This window comes from Bacteroidia bacterium (assembly GCA_033391075.1).
Classification (GTDB): Bacteria; Bacteroidota; Bacteroidia; order J057; family J057; genus JAWPMV01.
The window spans coordinates 5840039-5860590 of sequence record JAWPMV010000001.1 but is presented as its reverse complement, the minus strand read 5'-3'; the positions used below and the strand labels follow the sequence as shown (position 1 = coordinate 5860590).

Annotated in this window: 19 protein-coding genes and 1 riboswitch; of the genes, 1 reads left to right on the top strand and 18 read right to left on the bottom strand. The window is 42.7% G+C overall.

The features are described from left to right. The 10 genes from R8P61_23300 to R8P61_23255 all read right to left on the bottom strand — a co-directional run bounded on the left by R8P61_23300 (nt 1) and on the right by R8P61_23255 (nt 11423). Nucleotides 1–387 carry an acyl-CoA thioesterase gene (locus R8P61_23300; protein ID MDW3650019.1) on the bottom strand — a complete coding sequence of 129 codons (387 nt, stop codon included), beginning with the start codon at nt 385–387 and terminating at the stop codon, nt 1–3. Between the two features lie 2 nt (nt 388–389). After that, entirely contained in the window at nt 390–1364 is a 975-nt protein-coding gene (locus R8P61_23295) for a ribonucleotide-diphosphate reductase subunit beta (GenBank protein ID MDW3650018.1), read from the bottom strand. Between the two features lie 118 nt (nt 1365–1482). Next, nucleotides 1483–1625: riboswitch (cobalamin riboswitch) on the bottom strand. Between the two features lie 423 nt (nt 1626–2048). Next, a complete protein-coding gene (locus R8P61_23290; GenBank protein ID MDW3650017.1) occupies nt 2049–3035 on the bottom strand; it encodes an NAD(P)-dependent oxidoreductase in 987 nt (328 codons plus the stop codon). A 42-nt stretch (nt 3036–3077) separates the two neighbouring features. Beyond that, entirely contained in the window at nt 3078–3494 is a 417-nt protein-coding gene (locus tag R8P61_23285; GenBank protein ID MDW3650016.1) for an RDD family protein, read from the bottom strand. A gap of 88 nt (nt 3495–3582) precedes the next feature. Then, nucleotides 3583–4329: a DUF3667 domain-containing protein gene (locus tag R8P61_23280; GenBank protein ID MDW3650015.1), complete on the bottom strand. Its 747-nt coding sequence runs from the start codon at nt 4327–4329 to the stop codon at nt 3583–3585. 113 nt (nt 4330–4442) lie between these two features. Next, nucleotides 4443–4919: a GNAT family N-acetyltransferase gene (locus R8P61_23275; GenBank protein MDW3650014.1), complete on the bottom strand. Its 477-nt coding sequence runs from the start codon at nt 4917–4919 to the stop codon at nt 4443–4445. A 21-nt stretch (nt 4920–4940) separates the two neighbouring features. Next, a complete protein-coding gene (locus R8P61_23270; protein ID MDW3650013.1) occupies nt 4941–5741 on the bottom strand; it encodes a penicillin-binding transpeptidase domain-containing protein in 801 nt (266 codons plus the stop codon). A gap of 66 nt (nt 5742–5807) precedes the next feature. Further along, complete coding sequence (locus R8P61_23265) at nt 5808–7511, bottom strand: FAD-dependent oxidoreductase (GenBank protein MDW3650012.1); 1704 nt, start codon at nt 7509–7511, stop codon at nt 5808–5810. Nucleotides 7512–7740: 229 nt separating this feature from the next. Beyond that, nucleotides 7741–10575, bottom strand: a complete 2835-nt coding sequence (locus tag R8P61_23260; protein MDW3650011.1) for a pitrilysin family protein — start codon at nt 10573–10575, stop codon at nt 7741–7743. A 338-nt stretch (nt 10576–10913) separates the two neighbouring features. Next, a complete protein-coding gene (locus R8P61_23255; protein ID MDW3650010.1) occupies nt 10914–11423 on the bottom strand; it encodes a 2'-5' RNA ligase family protein in 510 nt (169 codons plus the stop codon). Between the two features lie 485 nt (nt 11424–11908). Between R8P61_23255 and R8P61_23250 the strand changes: the two genes are divergently transcribed. Continuing rightward, nucleotides 11909–12820: a DUF1295 domain-containing protein gene (locus R8P61_23250; protein MDW3650009.1), complete on the top strand. Its 912-nt coding sequence runs from the start codon at nt 11909–11911 to the stop codon at nt 12818–12820. Between the two features lie 83 nt (nt 12821–12903). On the opposite strand, the gene R8P61_23245 is transcribed toward R8P61_23250, so the two are convergent. The 8 genes from R8P61_23245 to R8P61_23210 form a co-directional block, all read right to left on the bottom strand. Further along, nucleotides 12904–13218: an HPF/RaiA family ribosome-associated protein gene (locus R8P61_23245; GenBank protein ID MDW3650008.1), complete on the bottom strand. Its 315-nt coding sequence runs from the start codon at nt 13216–13218 to the stop codon at nt 12904–12906. A 256-nt stretch (nt 13219–13474) separates the two neighbouring features. After that, nucleotides 13475–14374, bottom strand: a complete 900-nt coding sequence (gene hchA / locus R8P61_23240; protein MDW3650007.1) for a protein deglycase HchA — start codon at nt 14372–14374, stop codon at nt 13475–13477. Between the two features lie 43 nt (nt 14375–14417). Next, nucleotides 14418–15401, bottom strand: coding sequence for an NADP-dependent oxidoreductase (locus R8P61_23235; protein MDW3650006.1), 984 nt, complete (start codon nt 15399–15401; stop codon nt 14418–14420). A 73-nt stretch (nt 15402–15474) separates the two neighbouring features. Further along, complete coding sequence (locus R8P61_23230) at nt 15475–16050, bottom strand: Crp/Fnr family transcriptional regulator (protein ID MDW3650005.1); 576 nt, start codon at nt 16048–16050, stop codon at nt 15475–15477. 48 nt (nt 16051–16098) lie between these two features. Further along, complete coding sequence (locus R8P61_23225; protein ID MDW3650004.1) at nt 16099–17124, bottom strand: metallophosphoesterase; 1026 nt, start codon at nt 17122–17124, stop codon at nt 16099–16101. 59 nt (nt 17125–17183) lie between these two features. Beyond that, nucleotides 17184–18434, bottom strand: a complete 1251-nt coding sequence (locus R8P61_23220; protein MDW3650003.1) for a HipA domain-containing protein — start codon at nt 18432–18434, stop codon at nt 17184–17186. A 2-nt stretch (nt 18435–18436) separates the two neighbouring features. Next, nucleotides 18437–18754, bottom strand: a complete 318-nt coding sequence (locus tag R8P61_23215; GenBank protein ID MDW3650002.1) for a helix-turn-helix transcriptional regulator — start codon at nt 18752–18754, stop codon at nt 18437–18439. A gap of 124 nt (nt 18755–18878) precedes the next feature. Further along, nucleotides 18879–20387: a hypothetical protein gene (locus R8P61_23210; protein MDW3650001.1), complete on the bottom strand. Its 1509-nt coding sequence runs from the start codon at nt 20385–20387 to the stop codon at nt 18879–18881. Between the last annotated feature and the right edge of the window lie 165 nt (nt 20388–20552).

The following is a 20552-nucleotide window of genomic DNA, read 5'->3' as shown; positions in this document are numbered from 1 at the left end:
TTAAAGTACGGGAATGGCTTGCCTTTGCTTGTCGATAGCAACAAAGGTGAAGCGTCCCTGTATTGATTTTTTTCTTCCCTCCTCGTACATCTCCTCCTTGTATATTTCTACCTCCACATCCAGGCTTTTATTTCCTATTCTGACCACCTTGCCGACCAGTTCGATGATGGTCCCGGAAGGAATAGGTTCAGAAAAGTCAATTTGACTGGAGGAAACGGTCACCATTTTCTTCCGACTGAAACGAGTGGCTGTAATGAATGCCACTTCATCCATCAGGTGCATAGCTGTTCCCCCAAAGAGCGTATCATAGTGATTGGTGGTATTGGGGAAAACGGCTTTGAATAAGCGAGTAACCGATTGCTCGATCCGTTCTTCTATACTTTTCATAGCTAGAAGAGATCGTCAGCGGTGATGCTTTTGTCATGCTTGGTGTATTCTACCGGGCGCTTGGCGAAGAAGTCGTCCAGGCTATTGGCAAATACTTCCTCTTCAAACCAAACCATGGGCTGGTAATTGAATTCTGATACGAAGAAGAGTTTATCCAGACCGATTTTACTCAGGCTATCATCCACGCGAAACTTCATGAAGTTGAGGAGATTTTCTTTGCTGATATTATCTATCTCTCCTTCTTCAAAAATCCAATCAAGGATGCGTGCTTCCACCGCGATAGAGTCTGCCACAATTTCCCGCAATTCTGCAACGGTTTCCTCATTGAAGAAATCCGGAAACTCCTTGCGGATGGTATTGACGATAAAGATGCCGGCATTGGCGTGGATTTGCTCGTCTACTGAAGTCCAGGCAATGATGTTGCTGATGTTTTTCATCACACCTTTGAAACGGGTGAATGAAAGGATGATGGCAAACTGACTGAAGAGGGAAACATTCTCTATGAGAATAGAGAAAAGGATGAGGGAAAAGACGTATTTCTTTTTGTCCTCGGATTTGGTGTGCTGGAGTGCGTTGGAAAGGTAATCGATGCGTTCACGGATTACAGGAGTTTCTAATAGCTTCTCAAATTCGCTGTTGTAGCCCAGTACTTCCAGCAGGCGGGAGTAGGCTTCTGAATGGCGAAATTCACATTCCGCAAATGTACTTCCCAGCCCATTGAACTCCGGTTTGGGAAAATGGTGGTAGAGGTCTCCCCAGAAAGATTTGACAGCTACTTCGATCTGTGCAATGGCGAGCAGGCTCTTTTTTACTACCTGCTTCTCATTTTCTCCTAAATGGGAATGGAAATCCTGTACATCTGCAGTAAAATCTACTTCTGAATGGACCCAAAAGGATTTGTTGATGGCATCAGTAAATTGGAGGACTTCGGGGTATTCGAAGGGTTTGTAATTGATGCGTTTTTCGAAAATGCTCATATCGCTTTGTTTAAAGGTTTCAGGAAATCAAAAGCGATATGTTTGACAGCGGAGCCAGGCTATTTCCCCAAAATGCATGAGGCGTCCGTGCTTCGGATATCTGCTTTTGATGCGAAAGCAACATCCGCACAATCAAGGAAGGTAGTCTGGCTTATGGCTGGGTGTACAGCGCATTTACAGTTGCGCGACAGCTCGTGAATTTCACACGATTCCCCTTGTTTAATTTTCACTGAGAAAATTACCTCGCTGTGCAATTATGTAGGACGAAATTAGGCATCGGCCCTTTGCGGGAGAAGTAAAGTTACTAACAGATTTGTTGATAAGTTTTTCAAAGAAAGGCTTGCTTATATAATCAATTCGCTGCCACCATTCTTCCAGGATCAATTCGCCTTCTTTCCCTCTTTGGTAAAGGGTTGAGACTGAGATTATAGCTTTGGATAGGGAAAATGATAAGTGTTCGGGTGTTCTCGTATTCTAATATTTGCTGGAGGATATTTGGAGATCCAACTCCAACACGCCAACACCTTTTTCAAAAATTCAGCATCCCTGTCATTGCGAGCTCAAATATTGGGCGAAGCAATCTCTTTAACTATGAAAAGTTTATTCGGTATCAAGGAGATTGCTTCGCCTGTAATACAGGCTCGCAATGACAGCTGGGCTGTGGGTTTCGGGATTGAAATCCAACTACTCATTGACTGGATAAGGGCCTTCTTCAAATACCTGATCATGGTATTTCTTGATGCCTACTTCCAGGGCTAAGTCGCTACGGTATTCTTTCCCTTTTTTCAGACAATCCAGCACATAAGCAAAGTCATATCTTGGTTTCCATCCCAGTTCTCGTCTTGCTTTTTCATTTACATAAACACGGCCGATTTGGTCGAACATTTTCCAACCAACTGATTCATAAATCTCTGGGAAGTTGGGATGAATCCTTGCCAGTACCTTGGCTACATCTGAATTCAATTCGGGCAAATCCGCTTTGCTAAAGGGCGTCGTGGCACTGATGATATATTTTCCAAAACCGATTTCTTCAGCCTTTTCTATGGCCAGCAAATGTGCCTCAACCGCATCGGCGATATCTACCCTTCTATGCAAGTATTCATTGGCTTTGAGGTTGGGATCTGAGAATTTGGCTCGTTTATCCTTATCATCATCTTCTTCCAGAAAGAAACGGGAAGTTTTGAGGATCAGGCAAGGGAGTTTATGATTTCGATAATAGAGCTGGCAAATGTCCTCGGCAGCGGTTTTGCTCACTCCATAAATATTCTTGGGTTTGGGAACCACCCTTTCATCTATCCATTTGGCTGCTTCTCCTGCTTTGGGGCGCAAGGCATCTCCAAAGGTACTGGTCGTACTGGTGAAGATGAAGGATTTGCTCCCTTGCAATCTGGCTTCCTCCAATAAGTTTAGCGTTCCCAGGGTATTAGTAGAGACAAATTCCGCTTTGCTATGGGTGACAATATGGGGTTTATGAAGGGTCGCTGCGTGAATGACGGTATCCACTCCCTGCATACAGTTGCGAACAAATTCCCGATCCGTGATGGAACCCTGATGAGTCGTGAAATCAGAGGCTTTGTAATCTACAGCAATGATTTCATGAGACTCTTTTTGTAGCACCCTGATCAGGGCTTCTCCCAGATGGCCACTACTGCCGGTAATGAGGATTTTCATATATTTTATTCCTTGTTTCTGATCTGATGCGGAAACATTTGCCTAGCCCAATTCTGATATTTTATCGCTAAGTTCAGCCTGTTTTTCCTCATCAATCACATGGGTCTTTGTAAGTAAATCATGCCAGGCCTTTGCATCATGGCCTAATCCTAAAGATAAAAACTCGAAAGGGATCCAACGACATAAAAATCTCATAACGGCTTGCCGAAAATCTATTTTTTCACCCTCTTCATTTACGACCCGGGTTTTTGTTAAGAATTTGCCTAGTGTCTTGCCAAGGAAGTACTCCATTGGAATGTAGTAACCCCCGAAAACAATAATTACCCGAAGGACTTTAAGGGGAGTTTTATTCTCGACAAGTGCTTCAAGTTGAAATGTGATTTCCATCAGGATTCCAATGGTAATCAGGTCAAAGATGAAGTTTAATAAACGTTTCTTTTTAGATGCTTCAATGATCATGATTGCCTGCTTTCTGATTGTAAAAATAGGAATCTAACAGAGGTATTCCTTCCGCTTAAAAATAAGGAAAAGAATACCATTTCACATTTTATGTGGTCATTGAAAAGAGGTTGACAATCGTTCCGGCAATGAACAGAATGAGAAAAGGAATGGCAAAAAATATGAGGTAACTCAGTCCAATGAGCCAGAATCTTGTCGCCAGCTTTTTTTCATTAAAAAATTGAAGATAAGTCCAGATATTATACGTTATACCCAATATGATGGGTGTAGCTATCCAGGCATTTTCGTCTGTACCGATAAAGGAAAACATCAGGTATATGAGCATTTGCTGGCCTGAAATGTAAAGATTAAGGATGAGGTGCTCGATGTAATTGTAGTCAGACCGGATAAAGGCTAGATAAGAAGCCAGAGAGAAGATGGGCAAGACGAGAAAAGCCAGATAGCTTTGATTCTTGACGATCCAATCTACCGTTTTTCCTCCATTCTGGAAATCACTGGCTTGTATTCCTTCCGTGAAACCTATGAGCATTTCTGCCATAAAGGTTTTGGTGCCCATCAGATAGGTAGACAAAACATACAGGGTAGAAGTGATCAATACAAAGGCAATGGGTTTGTAGAAATTCTTGCGCTTTCCCCCGATAAATTCTCGCAAACTATGTCCCGGTCGAAGAAATAACTCCCTGACGGTAAAAAAAAAGCCACGATCCAATTGAAAAAAGCTCTGGGGAACTTCCTTGATCAGGTAGTTGAAATCTATGCGCCCTACATTGGTCTTTTGGCCACAGTTCTGGCAAAAATTTCCTTTGACTTTCTGTGAACAATTTTTGCAAAGCATTCAATAGCAGTTTTTCGGTGTGGGGAGAGATTTCAAGATAAGGCAAAATTCTTAAGGCAGGCTAATTTGTCTTTCACTTAATCGAGGAGATCTTTCCCCTGTCAAGAAGAATTTCAGGCTACTTCTATTTCATAAATCCTGGAAGACTCTCCCCAGGGATGATGTCCTTGTCCGATGTATGTGAACCCGTATTTCTCGTAATAGCCCACATGACTGGTGCTCAGGTACAAATAATCAAAGCCTGCTTTCTTTGTGTCTTCCTTTGCCTTTTCCATGAGCAAAGTCGCATAAGCCTTACCCCTTTCTGCTTCCTCAATATAGACCGCACAAATCCACGGGTATAAATCTACTCTGCTTATGAAGTCATTGGTGATCAGGCCTGCACAACCAATGATTGTTTCTCCCTTTATCAGGAGGTACCATTGAGGGAGGAAGTTTCGGGCTGAAAGGCTATGGCTAATCGCATCTTTGTAGATGATGGGATCTACACTTGACCAGCATTGTTGAAAATAGGCGATGGCTTTGTCCTTGTAAGAAGGATTTTCTCTGATGGATAGGATCCTGAGTTCCGGGTCTTGGGGAGTATTCATGGTTAATGGATTCGGATGGGTTTATAATATACCCAGTTCTTTGAAGATGCGTTTGCTGATTTCCTTTCTACAATTCCCAAAATTGGGATTGGCCTCTGTCCTGCTTTTAATCAAACGGGTAGCAAAAAAATAAATATTATCAGCTTTCTCAATGTATCCCACCCACCAGCCTGTATCCTTGCCTCCATCTCGGGTCCATCCGGTTTTTGCTCGGAGGGTGTAGGTATCCCTTTCCTCCACTATCATCATTTCTTTGAGCGTTTTGAAAGAGCTTTCGGAGAAAGGCAGCTTTTCTTCATAGATATCTACCAATACCCGAATCTGATTTGCCGGGGAAATCGCAAACTTTCCAAAGTTCCAGAAGTCAGGATCATCTATTGATAGATCAACATTCCCATAGCCAATTTGCGTCAATATGTCCCTGTATCGGTCTTTGCCGATTCTTTTCGCCAACTCAATATAGGCCCAACCTGCAGACAATCTGAAGGCTTCTTTCATACTCATGCTATGATAAATATCAGGTCGATGGCCGTACTTCAGCGTGTCATAATCCGTGATCCAGGGAATGATTTCGTTCTCATCTTTGACAGCTCCCGTTTCCAGAGCTATGAGGGTATTGACAATTTTAAAAGTGGATGCTGGAAGAGTGGCATATTGACTGTCTTCTATGTCATTGCTCATCCATCGACCAAGTTTATAGTCGAAAATCGTGATGCTCCCTTGTATCCCGCAATCTTCAAAAGGTGTATTCCAATTGATTTGCGCTGAGAGAAAGGAGGAGGAGAGGCTAAATGCCAGAATGGAAATAATTCGCAGCTTCATAGCTTTCAATGTGTTTTTGGCTTTAGAGGAAAGAAGGGAAATAGATTTCCTGCCTTTATATACTCTTTATTCTAATATTTGTCCCTGAGCAAGCAATTCCTTTTCGAGTTCCTCATATTCCAACTCCTGAACGGCCTTATCAGCATCTATACTCATGCAGGCAATGGTTGCTGCACTTTGGCCCAATATCATAAAAACCGGCTCCATACGAATGGATCCAAAGGCAATGTGTGAAGCGCTGAGGCAAATGGGCACGACAAGATTTGTGCATTCCTTATTCTTAGGTACGAGAGATTGATAGCTTATGGGAAAGGGCGCTTTAACAGAAGCCTCTACATTGCCTTCATTTTCTACAAATCCTTGCTCGTTTACATAGCGCTTGATATGGTGCGAATCCATCCCATAAGCTGCCATGCCGATGGGATCTTTGACTACTTCTATGCCTTCGCAATTTTTTTGTGTCATGACATACTCACTGATCATGCGGCGAGCCTCTCTAATGTATAGTTGCTGTTGCCAACCATCTGCACGCTCATATTCATCTTTGCAAGTTCCCCATTTCGATACAAGGGCTCGCACTTTTTCAGGTATTCGGGGATGATAAGCAAGGGTCCACATCAATCCCTGTTGATATGCTCGATGGCGATTTATAATCGTTTCGCGCTCTTCATAAGAGGCTTCCGGATAGTCCCAGTTTTGTCCGATAAAGTCGGTAGAAAATCCTTTCTGATTATTGGTATCTGTTTTCCGGTTGGGCATGGAGGAATTGATCCAGGGAAGAAGGCGATCTCCATAGGTGTACATTTCCTCTATCGGACCCTTCGCTGCTTCATAATTGCGAAAAAGAAGCTCATAATCCTGCTCCCGATAATTCTCGGGTTTTTGAAAGGGGATTCGATTATCGGGATGGTCTGTCAGGGTCATTCGGAAACAGTAAGCCTGAATTCCTTGATCACCTGCTCCTTCTATACCCGCGCCTCCTTCAGAAATAAAAGCTAAGAGTCCACTTGTTGAATCGCCTTTCACTACATAGGGATCAACCCCTTCGATGAAATTGTGATGTACGGCATTATGGGAAGTCGTTTCCAGGAGGGTTTGGGCGTATTCACAGGCCTGGATGCCGTTTAGGGTTTCGCCATACTGATCATTGGACTCTCTCCCCACAGTATAGGACACTCCGCTTGCTGCCATTAGGTCCCCTTCATAGCTCGCATCTATAAACATTTTTGCCTCATAGCTGGCACCGGATTCCATAGATATAGATGAAATACGATTGCCTGTTTTCGAAACACCTGTAGCTCGATTGAGGCGCTCTTTATAGACTATTTTGATGTCTAAGGACTGAAGCATTTCCTGGTAAACCTCAAGTGCGGCAGAGGGCTCAAAAGTCCACATCGCATCTTCTCCTGTCTTGCTACGCGTTTGCCCACCATCACGGTATTCAGCTCTTTTTTGCCAGACCCAATTAGCAGAATCTGCATAATGTTTTTTGATGTTTTGGTAAAACTCACGTGAAATGCCTCCAATTACCTGTTTGTTCCCGATATCGGTTTGTCCTAAGCCTCCTGTAGTAAGGCCTCCTAGCCGTTTTGTAGGTTCGATCAATATGACAGATTTTCCAAGCCTTGCTGTCTGGATAGCAGCAGACACTCCTGCGGATGTGCCTCCGTAAATGATGACATCTGCAGATATATGATCATGGGATTCCTCACAACTGCTTGAGAAGAGGAGTAAAAGGATGAGGGCTAAAAATTTTTGTTTGGCAATCATGCGTAAGGGTTTCCTGCTAAGTAAACAAGATAGCTAATAAGTAAGAAGAAGGACGAAGAAACGGAAAATGGAGAGCTTTAGCTTTGCAAAACCCTACTACTCAGAGTTATCATCCCGGAAAATTTTGGGAGTAGGCTGAAAAAAAAATTTATCCGGGACCCCTGCTCGCGGCAAGAGATCCCGGATGTTTTTTCATTATATGCCCAGAAATTCGGTACCGCCCAGCTTTTTACTCTTTCTCCAGGCTAATCTTATTGAGCAGGATCGGACTCCCAAAGCCCAAATCATTCATGCGTTCCAATTGAGTCTTTGCATCCCCCACAACCAACCAGTACATCCTGGATTCGTCAAAATATTTTTCACTGAGTTCCCGGATGCGATCCAGGCTAATATTCTTCACAATTTCTTCCCTCTTCTTGATATAATCATCCGACCAGCCATAGGTGCTGATATTTTGCAGCATACCTAGTTTCGCGCCCGCCGTTTCAAAGGCCCTCGCATTACTTTTGATCAGGAAGCTTTTAGTAGTTTCCAGGTCTTTTTCGGTGAAGGTCTGCCCATAGTCAGCGAGTATTTCTTTGACCAATTGAGTTGACTCCAGGGTAACATTGCTCCTCACGCCACTGCCGATGGTGAAGGACCCTTTTGCTTCTGAGCCCGAAAAGAAAGAATTGATGCCATAAGTATAACCCTTTCCTTCTCTGAGTTCCTGGGTGAGTCGGGAAGCAAAACCTCCTCCACCGAGGATATAATTGGCAACCGTTGCCGGATAGTAATCTTCATCTGTAACGGCCAGGGCAGGATACCCAATTCGCAAAACAGACTGTTTGGCACCGGGAATGTCATAGAAATAAACTTTGGATGCGCCAGGTGCTTCTGCTACTGGTTGCTCAGGAATACTTACTTCTTTAGCTTCCCAGGCTTCCTGCAGGCCGTTTAAGGAACTCAAAATCTTCGACTTATCTAATGCACCTACCACATGCATGCGGCTAATAGAAGGCGAGAGATAGTCCTCAAAATAGTTCTTGAGGTCTTGCAGACTGATTTGCTCAACAGATTCGGCTGATCCGAGTATATCCTGGGAGCGAATGTTGTTGTTGCCGTATATGAGCTTGTTGAAGTTGTTTCTGGCTACAGAATTGGGATTTACCTGCTGTTGCTGTATTTGGCTCTTTACTTCCAAAACCGCTAGGTTAAATTCTTCTTCATCCCATCGGGGTTCCAGCAGAATTTCTTCCAGCAAGGCCATCGTTTTATCGTAGTTTTTCGCAAGGGTATTTCCACTGATCGTGATGTTTTCGCGATTGGCCCTGACAAAGATTGAGGCTCCCAATTGCTGAATGGCATTTTCCAGCTCTTCGGTAGTTTTGTTTTTCGTGCCCTTGGTCATCATGCTTGCAAGCAAATTGGAAACGCCTGTCTTTTCCATATCCTCCAGAAGCTGACCTCCGGGGATGACGATATTGAATTGGATCAGGGGAACTTCATTGTTTTCAATGCCATAAATCTTGAGTCCATTGGGGAGTTCCTCTTTCCACACATCAGGAATACTTACTTCCGGAGAAGTTCCATAGGGAGGTTCGACGCTTCTATCAAAAGATGAAGGAGTGGGCTCATAAGAAGCTGTAAGAGAAGGATCAAAGCTCTCCTCTGCACCCTGGCTTATCACTTCTTCTACCACTTCTGCCTGATTGGAATTTTCCAATGCCAGTTCGACCTTTCCCTGGGGGACAAAACTTGTCGCCACATAATTTTTTCCTTTGATATACTGATTATAGACACGCATGACATCATCCCTGCTTACGTTCAGGATATTTTGGATGTCCTGATTGATAAAGCCTGGATCCTTCGCGAATATGTTGTACTGGGCCAATTGGAAGCCTTTACCCAATACGCTGGATAGACCATTATAGAAGCGGGTTTCCTGCCCTGCTTTGATTCGGTTTAAGTCCTTTTGGGAAATCCCTTCCTGTTCGAACTTTGCAAAAGCTGTCTCTATGGAACTCAAAGCTTTATCCAAATCCACTTCCGGAAAAGTACGAACACTCAACTGGGCTTGTCCGGCGATTTCTGAGGAGAAATTAGACATCCGCACATTCGAAGTCAATTGATCCTTTTCCACCAACTGCTGATAGAGAGGAGCGGATTTGCCCTGAGATAAATAGGTAGCTAATACGCTGAGCGGATAAGAATCCGCATGGTACAATTCCACCGTCGGCCAGGCCAGGGTGAGTTCCGGCAATCGAGCAAAATTATCTTCATGATAAAGACGCAGCATATCCTCCACCTTTCCCGCTCTTTTGTCTAAAGGACTGATTTGATCCCCTCTGGGAATTTCATCGAAGTATTTGCGCACCCATTCTTTCGCCTGTGCTACTTCAAAATCTCCCGAAATGACGAGGGTAGTATTATTGGTTGAATACCAGCTATTGAAAAACTCTTTTACATCGGACAGGGTCGCATTTTGTAAATCTTCCAGCGAGCCAATTACCTGCCAACTATAGGGATGGTCGGATGGGTAGAGGTGTTTGTCAATCACATATTGGGTATGTCCGTAGGGACGATTGTCAATGCCTTGTCGTTTTTCATTTTTTACGACTTGCTTCTCTTTGGCAAGTACGGGATCAGTTACCGTATTGATAAACCATCCCAATTTGTCTGCCTCTGCCCAAATCATCTTTTCGAGGGCATCTTTGGGGACTGTCTGGAAATAATTGGTGCGATCTCTGGAAGTCGAACCATTAGCTCCTGAACCTCCAATTCGCGCACTCATCTTATCTAATCCTCCTTTGCCCAGATTTTCAGATTCGAGGAAAAGGAGATGCTCAAATAAGTGGGCGAAACCCGTTCTGCCTTCTTTTTCTCTGGCAGAGCCTACATGTGTAGTGAGAGCTACAGCGACCACAGGATCGGACCTGTCTATGTGCATGACAACTTCAAGGCCGTTGTCCAATTGGAATTTTTCGAAAGCTATGTTGAAGTCTGCTTCCGTGTTCTGACTTTGAGGAGTAGAACATGCGAGGAGTAAAAGACTCAGGGAAAGAGCAAGTAATCGTGATTTCATATAAAGGGTTTTATCGTTTTGCTGTTAAGCAGCTTCAAAGGTTACACAAAGATCGATGAGATTGCATTTGATTCAACGATTTTATCCTTTGAGTGGTAGATTTCGATAATGGCATAGGAATTTTAACAGAATAAACACCCCTTTCTTTCTGTTTAGAAAGTTCTCGCATCCCTTCAGATTCGCGTTTTAATTATTGCTCCAATTGAGTGAGTCCAATGTCTTTATACCAAACTTAATAGGGATCGCCAGCATGTGTTTTTAGGCAAATATATCTTTTGGTAGGCACATCTGTTTTCATCTCTGCCATGCTTTAGGCGAAATGAAGCCCATAGCTTTTTTTAGCCCTTGCTTGTATCATTCAATAAAAAAGTTTTTAGCGGAACCCATTCTTTTCCCATTTCCTGTTCGATTAAACTGATGCTTGAGAAGCGTAGTATTTTGGGGATTTCTATGCTTCGGATTTCCTGAAATATCTTATCATTACAAGTTGAATTTCGAGGATGCATCAGGGTAATATGAGCTTTATGCTCTCTGGGTTTTGTATCTCCTTTTTGCAAAATCATTTCTCTTAATTTCTGGAACTTTCGATCTTCGTCCTGGATTGCGATGAGAAGTCCTTTACCTTCGGAAAATCGCCTTAATCCATCAGTTTGTAATTCAAAGCTTTCTGCCCTGAGACTGTCCAACTTTTTCAGGACCTCTTCAAGCTTTTCGATTTCATCTTCACGACAAAGCGTTATATGGCTTTTGATGAGTTTGTATTGTTGGGGATTAAATCTTTGTCGAATAGATTCGATGCTTTGTGCTTCGACCTCATCCAGGAATAATGTCAACTGTTTTCTTTTCATTTTTTCTTGTTCTAAGCTAAGGAGTTTGGGACAGAAATTCAGTTTGAATGACTTTTCTTTCTAGGATAATGATATGAGGAGTTCTTTCCCCTTTTTTAGAAAAAGGGGCAAAAATCGCAGAGCCCAAAGCCAGCCGCACATGCCGCCCCTTTTCCCGATGGGCTCTGCAGGGCCAATGCTTCTGTATGGCTATTCCTGAATTTGAACCTATATCCAGCAGCACATGCGATCCCCTTTTCTTAGAAAGGAAGGGGAACGACCCGCGTATGACCACTTAATTATAATGGCCTTGCGCGCACTCCATAGTTCGTCAGAACAAGGGAGTGTGGGCTTGAGGTGGTGGGTCCTCAACCGTCATTATAAAACCATCAATTTCCTATATATAATCCCAAACCCATTCTGTCATACGAACTGCCTCATTCCTTTTTCTTTCTATATTGAGCTCGAAATTCCAGGGACAGCTCGAGCTTTATCAAAAAACTACTATGAAGTACTTCAAACCCATCCTTATATTCATCATTGGCTTTTTGGTTTTACTCTTCAGCCAATCATTTCAACAGATGTCGCTCATTAACTGCCTCACACAATTGGTCTTATTTGGCCTGGTGGTGTGTTGGCCGATTTGGAAAACGGGAAGATTGTGCTATGTGGACATTGGTTGGCCCTGGGGGCTGGTGTGCATAGGGATTGTAACGCTGATTTTCGGAGAGGGCTTTGATTTGCGAGTATATGTCGTTGGAGCTGTTTACATCTTCATTGGAGCACGGATGGGATTAGGAGCTTTGCAGTTATGGAAGAAAGGATATATGAAGAAAGAGTTTCCGCGCTATCAATACCAAAGGGGGCGTTGGGAAAGAGCGGGCAAAACGAATGTGCCTTTGGCGATGCAGGTGGATGCTTTGGCCCAGGGACTGGCAAATGCCTCTTTTTTAGCCATGCCTGCTTTCATTATTGCCTTGAATCCGGATCCTGCTATTTCTGTATTTGAAATCGTCGGTCTGATTTTATGGGTCCTGGCATTTTTGATGGAATCGGTAGCTGATGCCCAGAAGTTGAGTTTCCTTCGCAAGATGGCTGCTCAGGGAAAAAAGAAACAGGTCTGCGATGTCGGTCTATGGAAGTATACGCGGCATCCGAATTATTTTGCCGAGTGGATGGTTTGGAATGCTCTGGTGATTGCGGCGATTCCCTCCTGGCTGGCCCTCCAATCTGAGGAGTCTTTGCTGATCTGGATATTGCTGGGATTGGGATTGCTCTTTGTTTCGAGGATTATGTATCTCTCTCTGGTGTATTTGACAGGAGCGGTTCCCTCTGAATATTATTCCCTTAAGAAACGGCCCGGTTACGAAGCTTATACAAAGCGCGTAAATATGTTTTTTCCGGGTATGCCAAAGTAAGGGGGCATAGAAGCCAAAAGTTTTGCCTATGAGCAATAGCGCTTTGTTTGGCCGCATTGCTCATAGGTCTTGCTTGTGCAAGCTTATTTTCTTTGCATTTTTCCGATGCGGGAGTCTAAGGCTGCTTTCAGTTTATCCGTAGCTTCAGCCAGTGCTTTCTCTTTTGTCGCATTCTTACTCACCACCATTAAGGGTTGTAAGCCTTCTACCCTTGCTTCCATTTTGCAATGGATGTCATCAGGCCCTCCTTTATCTGCGTTTTGGTCTGAGAGGTGTACTTCGATGCGGGTGATTTTGTCTGCAAATCGCTTGAGGGAAGTACTTAGTTTTTCTGATACAAATCCTTCGAGATTTTCTGTTCCTTTGATGTTCTTGTCAGTATTCAACTGTATTTTCATAAAAAAAAATTAGGGGGCTTTCTTCGCCCATGTACGTGGATATATAATTTTACGAACAGGCAGGGAAAATGATTTCCCTATTTGTTAATTCTGTCCCTAAAATATCCAGAAACGCCCTCAATCCAACTTCTTTTTTCGAAAAATTTAACCTGCAAAGTCGATGAGCCGGTAGAAATCATTTTCTGAAAAACATATCTAAACAAAGCCCTTCTTGCTGAAGGAGCTTTGTTTAGGCAAGCAAATCTGATTTTCGATTTTATTCCAATTCCTTCAGAAGCGTATTGGCTGCCAGTTTCCCTAATTCATTAGAGGCTAAATGGCTCGCACCTGTGATCAATTTTCTGTCTACATATACGGTATTATCCGATTCAGTATTAACAATTTCGGCGCCTAATTCCTTGAGTTTTCCACTCAGGCCGCGGGGCATATGTCCCGGTAAATAACCAATCATAGGGGTTTGTTCGTCTACTGCATCCGGGAATACAGCCATTTTGTATCCCTCATACAAAAACTTCTGATTGTTAAGAGCTGTAGATAAAAATGCACCAGGTCCGTGGCAAAGACTTATGGTAAATAGCTCATTCTGATGCGCCCAGTTTAGGATCTTCCCAACATTTGGATCATCGGGAATGCCTAGCATAGCTCCATGTCCTCCAGGGATAAAAACCGCTGCATATGAGTCCGTTTCTTCAAAAGAGCTGCTAATAAAATCTGCTAGTTTTCTGGGCTGTTCAAAGCGAGATTTATACTCCTCATAAATGGCTTTCACATGTTCATCTTCTTCCGGGAAGGCCCATTTCTCCAATATCACCGGATTTCCTGTTTGAGTTGCAATTTCAAATTCAAAACCTGCATTTTTCAGGTGCAACATAGGCAGTAGAGATTCTATCGGATGATTGCCGGTAGAAAAGAGTTTGCCATTCGCCATTTTCATGTTTTTTTGTTCAGTGAAAATGGCCAGGATTTTCTTCTTTTGTCCCTGATATTTTTGATAGCTAAGATTTTCAAAATCACTTTTGTCAACAGTAGCTAAACTTAAGGCAAGTTTGGACGGTTTGTAAGAACCATCTTCTTCTAATTGAGGTCTGGAGCTAATGTAAAGCGCTGCAAAGGCAAAAATAAGGATTCCTACCAGGCCTATTAATATTTTCTTCATGATGATTTTTGTCGATGATTTTATAGGTGAGATAGAATTAATCTCAGGTAATTTTTATTACAATTTTCCCTTTAGCTCTGCCAGATGCGAGATGTTTGAATGCCTCAATGCTTTCTTCGAAAGAATAAATTTCATCAATGACTGCTTTGATCTTTCCCCGTTCAAGCAGGGATTTTATTTCTGCTAATTGAGTGCCATTGGGATGCATGAGCAGGTATTTGTAGGAAGCTTCTTTTTTATGAATGGAACTGGATAATGCTTCTGGTAATTTGTATTCATTCATCCCGAAGATTCTGGCTCCCTCTTCATCTATAGGGCCGGCAATACTGACAACTTTCCCCCCTTGCTTTATAAGCTGGAAGGCCTCCTCTGTATAGTGTTTTCCCAGGGTGTCAAATACTATATCGACCTCTGACACGAGGCTTTTATACTCTTCGGTTTTGTAATCTATTACCCTGTCTGCGCCAAGTTCTTTTACCCATGAGACATTTCGGGTACTGGTAGTCGTGTAAACATGGGCTCCTTTTGCTTTTGCAAATTGGATCGCGAAACTACCAACGCCTCCTGATCCTGCATGAATCAGAATTTTGTCTTTGTCTTTTAGACCCACATATTCCAGGGATTGTAAGGCGGTGAGTCCAGCCAAGGGCAAGCTCGCAGCCTCTTCGAAAGAAATATTTTCAGGTTTTAGGGATACCGCCTGTATATCTACGGCAGCATATTCAGCCAGGCTGCCCATCTGTTTCTGAGGTAGCCTGGCGTAAACCGAATCCCCGATGTCAAAATTAGAGACTTGATCTCCTTTTTCGACCACTATTCCACTCACATCATAGCCGCTGGTACTTGGTAATGGGATGGGAAGAATATGCTGGAGGTTCCCCAGGATAATGCTTTTGTCGATAGGATTTATGGCAGCTGCCCTCACCACGATCAGGACATCAGTTGCTCCTATTCCGGGTTTGCTAACTTCCCTAAAGGCCAGGCTCTCTTCAAGATCACCATATTTCAGGACTTGCAAGGCTTTCATTCTTGTATCTTTTTGTGATTTGATACAAAGCTAGTGCAAAGCTCTGGCGCAAAAATTGATCTATGGTAAGATTTTATTTTTTGGCTTTTTCAACTCTGAGGCGACTCAGGCTTTCCTGGGTGATTCCGAGGTAAGATGCGATGTGATAATTTCGTGTGTGCTGCTCAATGTCCGGATATTGGGCTAAAAATAGATCGTATCTTTCCAAAGCCGTTAATTGCAATTGATTCAAAATTCTTTTGTGCAAACTCACTACATGGCGTTCCAGAAGCTTGCGTTGAAAGGGTTCGTATTCTGGAAAAAGCCTAAGAATATTATTTAGTTTTTCAGCATTAAATACAATGACGTTTGACTCTGCGAGACATTCTACCGTCAGAGTCGCGAGTTCATGATTGTGAATAGCTATATAGTCGCTGATCCACCAGCCCTCAATGCCAAATTGCAAGGTGTGCTCTTTCCCTTTTTTATCGGTGCAATAGGACCTCAGACAGCCATCCAGAACATAATAGATGGTATCTACCCCTTGACCTTCCTGAATTAAAAAACTGCCTTTAACAAAGGTTTTTTCCTCTGAAATAGAGATAAGGAATTCTTCAGCTTCCGAACTGAGCTGTATGACACTTTTTATTTTCTCTATTAATTCTTCCAATTTTTGGGCTTAATTAAGGGAATGTAGAACGCTGATCCAATCGGTTTTTTAGAAAATCAATTGCTTATCCTTTTCATTCAGGGGCAAAAAACTGATGTCCAGATAAGCTCCACTCGCATTGTCATCCGAGACGATTTGAGCTTTACCTTTGATCATTTCCAGGGAATTTCGATGGATATGTCCGGCAAAAATGCCTAAGAGATTGGGCGCATTGAAGACTTCCTTGTGGAAGTCAAAAGTAGTTTGGGTATGTCCACTTTCGGGCCATTTGGGTCTCCGCTCTAGCTCAAAATTTCGATCCGTATTCGCTCCCCAATTGGGATTCCCACAACCAAATGAAATCTTCTTTCCCGGAGCATACATGGGAATATGGGACAATAGCACCAAAGGCTTTCCACTGGCAACTTCCTCCCGGAAGAAAGCCAATTGTTCTTCATTGATCTGATAGGTAGAATTGTCAATCGCCAGAAATCGAATTCCTTTCACTTCATAGGCGGCCATTAAAGGATGATTGCCCTGGTAGAAAGGAAGTAAGCGCTTCTCAATCCAGGTATCGCGCAATGATTCCAGGCTGCCTTCCATGCCTTCATAATGCCAGTCGTGATTTCCGGCTGTATAGATGTAGGGGATATCTGTCTCTTTCAATTTCTTCCATACCCACTCTATGGCTGCTTCAGAGGGGAAACTGAAAATGTCCCCTACAAGGGTAAGCAGATCGGCCTCCACTTCTTTGGCAAATGCTAAAGCTTGTTCGAAGGCTTCTTCCGGATGGGTCTTTGATCTAGTTTTGAAATGCGTGGTTTGATTGTAAGCTTTAGCCATGCGATTGCTGTACTGCTGGTAGGGCAGCCCTCGCTCATCGTCCCGAAACAAATGGGTATCGGCTATGTGAACGACTTTTAGGGGCTCTTTGATGGCTTCTGCATAGAAAAATACCTTTTCCTGATCGAGGGTAATGCATGATTTGAGGGTGTCCTGGGAGCTTTGATAGCTTCTTTTTTGGGGAGCGATCTGGCTAAGGCCTAGTGTGGCTAGGGCTGCAGAGGTTTCGCTTAGAAATGATCGACGTTTCATGAGATCAGTTAGTTTTTTCTGTTCAGCAGGTCCAATGCAGAGAGAAGAATGATTATTTATTAGCGTTCAAATGCGGTCTCCATCATTGTTTGTTCACTATTTGGTATCCCCATTTGAGTTGCCCTTTGTTTCCATTGACTTACCATATTTTTTGTCTGGTCAATGAAATGTTGAGCCTCTTTCTCCTCCCACCTAAAATAATCAATAACCTCCATACACAAATCAAAATCAAGGCTGTTATCTACCTCCGAAATATTTAAGCTCAGGCCTGTTCCCTTTTCAATGGGATTGATGTCGTATGCAGGAGAAAGTCGCCATCCATTTTTTGAAAGTAGAAAGCCATGATTTCTCAGGTGATCATCCGTATTGGATATTGCTACAGAAAATACGATTCTCCGCCACAATTCTCTGATGTCATCATGTGCCTCACAGCCATAATGTTCCAATAGCTCAACCAATTCAAGGTAACTTCCTCCTTCTTTATGGCTATAGCCGTCTTTGAACCCTAATAAAGACATGGCAGATGCAAAATGAATTCGCTTGTTATCACTTGTTCTGTCGAATCTCTTAGTTAAATACGTATGTCGTTTTTGGGAATAAGTTTTAGCCTTCCCAATTGCTACATCTATCCCTAAGTCTTTGGCCATTTGATTTACAAGGAATTCCCAGGCTCCGATATTTTTTTCATCATGCTTGCTTGGAAATTTTGCAATCCATAAATGACCCTCCGGATCTATGACATTTGCCTTAGGTCTCGCGCCTCCCAGGGATGAGCCGGGTGCCATCAGCATCATCAACCACTTTTGGGCTTCCTCATTTTTGAAAAAATCATTCTCTTCGATTCTTAAACTTGCATGCTCCAGTTCTCTTATGCTGGTAAAGGGGGGCACCTTCACTTCTTCGTGATTTGCCAGAAAGTCTCCTCCCTCTTCCATTTTAAATCGTAATGCTCCCATTCTCGTCTCATCACTGACTCCCAGTAAGAAATCAGATTCTCGTAAACTCTTTTTGCTTTGACCTGTTTTGCGTGATACGATCGCCTCTCCACGCTCCATGAGCATTCTGCCCCATCTATCTGGAGACGAATCCAGGAACAAGCCAAAGTTGGGCTTCTCATCGCTTATATATTGAGGACCTCCATATAGCTTTAGATCAGGATCAATCTCTTGCGCATACCCACTGTTTAGCCATCCATCTGAATAGGTAAATGAAAAAATTTCTTCTCCTCTGGATAGCTCGGACCTTAAGGTTCCCATTTTAGAGGATTCTGGCAATCCAACCCAATCTGCATATACGATTATTTCTCTCATTTCTAGCTACTTTTCTTGGGGCCACGCTTTTTTGTTACCAGCTTAATATCCTGCAATTTTCTTCCCAGCAAATCATCCTTTGCAATATTTTCCAGCTCTTTTTGAAAGCCTAAAACGGATAATACTTGTAGGAAGACCCCTATGCTAATATGTTCGCTGCCTTTTTCGACATTCCAAAGGGTCTTGCGGGAGATGTTTGCTCGATTGGCTACTTGCTCAGCCGTTAACTTCCTTCTTAATCTTGCCAGTTTGATATTCTCACCTAGATTTTCAAGAATTCTTCTTTCTTTGGGTAGTAGACTCGGTCTTTTTGCTCCCATAATGTTTCTATTTGGAAACAAAAATAGCAAAAATGTTTCTATTTGGAAACATTATGAAATTTGACGCTCTTGAGGTTGTTTTTTGGGGGGATCGGAAGCTGCCTCCTCCTTCAGCCAGATTTATTTATTTGATTAAACTATTTAACTCATCAGAAGCATAAGTCCTAATGCTAGATTTTTCACTTGCACTTAGGTTTTCATCTGATTCAACTAGTAATAAAGTCTGACGATAGAAACGCTTTGCCTGTTCCTTCAATTCCCTCTTCAGAGAATAGTAGGCTAAGTAGTAATTGACCCTGGCAGATTCTGGATAACTGTCATAAGCCAGTTCATACAACCTTAATCGAAATGCATAGTCTTCGTCTTTTTTCCAAGCCAGCCAGTTTCGGTAATCCGTATAGAATTCTTTAGAGAAAGCTTGCGTATTTCCCTCTGACTTTAGCTGCTGGTAAATCTTCTCAATTGCCTCAAAGCCTTCCTTCCAAAAAGCATCTTTAAGGGCGGCCATGTTTGGAGGGCCAGGTAGACCTGCTAAGAAAAAGGTGGTATCGATGTGTTCCCGGGAGGTAATGAAAGTATCCTCAAATAAGGCTCCCGATTCTCCTTTTATCTTTTGATTTAGAAAGCGTAATACGAGCTCATTAGCGGTTTCGAATCCTTGTTTAGTATTCCCAGAATGCGCTCCGATAATATCTGGAATGAATTCATCAAACATTCCATAATTCAGCATGGCAAACTCAGACATCTTGGAGAAGCGTGCGTAATATCGATCGGCATATTTTAAATGGAAGGTGTGTTTCGGGTCTATGGCTGGATGGGGAGAATAAATGAACAAAATCGGTACCCGAATATTCTCTGGCTGATAAAAAACCGATTCGTTTAAAAGTCTTTGTTCAAATGAACTTGGCAAGCCCCCTTCCAGACTAATCAATGCCTTGATTTTCTCATTCCTTGATACTGCAGCTGCTCCTACAGAGGAAGAAATCGCATTGGCGAGTATAGAAACCTGACTCATATTCGCATTTGAGGCTTCACTGATTTTTCCAAGTACAAACTCCAGGTCATCCACAGCTAGCTCTAAGCCAATGGTGGAGGTTTCCATTCCAGAAGAAAACCTTCCTTTTGGAGTGAAAGCAACCGTTACATATCCATGACTTGCTAAAAACTCACAAGTGATGTTTTGATAAGCGGGACTACCTCCATTTGGGTAAACAACCACAGGATACTTTCCTGCTTCTGCTTTAGCATTCAAACGAGCAATAACATCCAGGTCAAGGAGTTGATTCAATTGTTCTGTACTTAGTACTACCTCATTTTCTGTTTCTAGAATGTTTCTTAAATCTCGTGTTTGAGTAATAAAGGTTTGCTTGGCGAAGGCTGTTTGCTCTTCTGATTCACCAAAATTGGTTTGCCTAGCCATTAAATCAACGTAATCTGCATATTTCAGCGGATCGCCAGAACCTGCTTGTGCAGGATACCACACATTGATTTGGAATTGTCGTCCCTTTTCGGAGCTATGCCCCTGAGTTAAGTTTCCGTCCCAGTCTGAATGAGGGATGGCATTTTTGCTGAGGTCATGAGTGAATAAGGTTTGGAACCCAACAGGATATTCTCCAATGGGAAGATTTCCCATGATAGGGAATTTATCAACTGTATCTTGCTTTTGACATCCAAGAATGACAAGAAGTATAAGAATTGCTGTATATTTTTTAGGAGTAGACATTTCTATTTATTATTGATCTATAAGAGATCGGTTCTATGCTAATTGGAGTATTAGCTAAAATAGAAAAAGACTACC

Bases quoted from the DNA above. Each gene is read 5' to 3' on its own strand.
- R8P61_23300 (MDW3650019.1), bottom strand. From the start codon at position 387: ATGAAAAGTATAGAAGAACGGATCGAGCAATCGGTTACTCGCTTATTC.
- R8P61_23295 (MDW3650018.1), bottom strand. From the start codon at position 1,364: ATGAGCATTTTCGAAAAACGCATCAATTACAAACCCTTCGAATACCCC.
- R8P61_23290 (MDW3650017.1), bottom strand. From the start codon at position 3,035: ATGAAAATCCTCATTACCGGCAGTAGTGGCCATCTGGGAGAAGCCCTG.
- R8P61_23285 (MDW3650016.1), bottom strand. From the start codon at position 3,494: ATGATCATTGAAGCATCTAAAAAGAAACGTTTATTAAACTTCATCTTT.
- R8P61_23280 (MDW3650015.1), bottom strand. From the start codon at position 4,329: ATGCTTTGCAAAAATTGTTCACAGAAAGTCAAAGGAAATTTTTGCCAG.
- R8P61_23275 (MDW3650014.1), bottom strand. From the start codon at position 4,919: ATGAATACTCCCCAAGACCCGGAACTCAGGATCCTATCCATCAGAGAA.
- R8P61_23270 (MDW3650013.1), bottom strand. From the start codon at position 5,741: ATGAAGCTGCGAATTATTTCCATTCTGGCATTTAGCCTCTCCTCCTCC.
- R8P61_23265 (MDW3650012.1), bottom strand. From the start codon at position 7,511: ATGATTGCCAAACAAAAATTTTTAGCCCTCATCCTTTTACTCCTCTTC.
- R8P61_23260 (MDW3650011.1), bottom strand. From the start codon at position 10,575: ATGAAATCACGATTACTTGCTCTTTCCCTGAGTCTTTTACTCCTCGCA.
- R8P61_23255 (MDW3650010.1), bottom strand. From the start codon at position 11,423: ATGAAAAGAAAACAGTTGACATTATTCCTGGATGAGGTCGAAGCACAA.
- R8P61_23250 (MDW3650009.1), top strand. From the start codon at position 11,909: ATGAAGTACTTCAAACCCATCCTTATATTCATCATTGGCTTTTTGGTT.
- R8P61_23245 (MDW3650008.1), bottom strand. From the start codon at position 13,218: ATGAAAATACAGTTGAATACTGACAAGAACATCAAAGGAACAGAAAAT.
- hchA (MDW3650007.1), bottom strand. From the start codon at position 14,374: ATGAAGAAAATATTAATAGGCCTGGTAGGAATCCTTATTTTTGCCTTT.
- R8P61_23235 (MDW3650006.1), bottom strand. From the start codon at position 15,401: ATGAAAGCCTTGCAAGTCCTGAAATATGGTGATCTTGAAGAGAGCCTG.
- R8P61_23225 (MDW3650004.1), bottom strand. From the start codon at position 17,124: ATGAAACGTCGATCATTTCTAAGCGAAACCTCTGCAGCCCTAGCCACA.
- R8P61_23220 (MDW3650003.1), bottom strand. From the start codon at position 18,434: ATGAGAGAAATAATCGTATATGCAGATTGGGTTGGATTGCCAGAATCC.
- R8P61_23215 (MDW3650002.1), bottom strand. From the start codon at position 18,754: ATGGGAGCAAAAAGACCGAGTCTACTACCCAAAGAAAGAAGAATTCTT.
- R8P61_23210 (MDW3650001.1), bottom strand. From the start codon at position 20,387: ATGGGAAATCTTCCCATTGGAGAATATCCTGTTGGGTTCCAAACCTTA.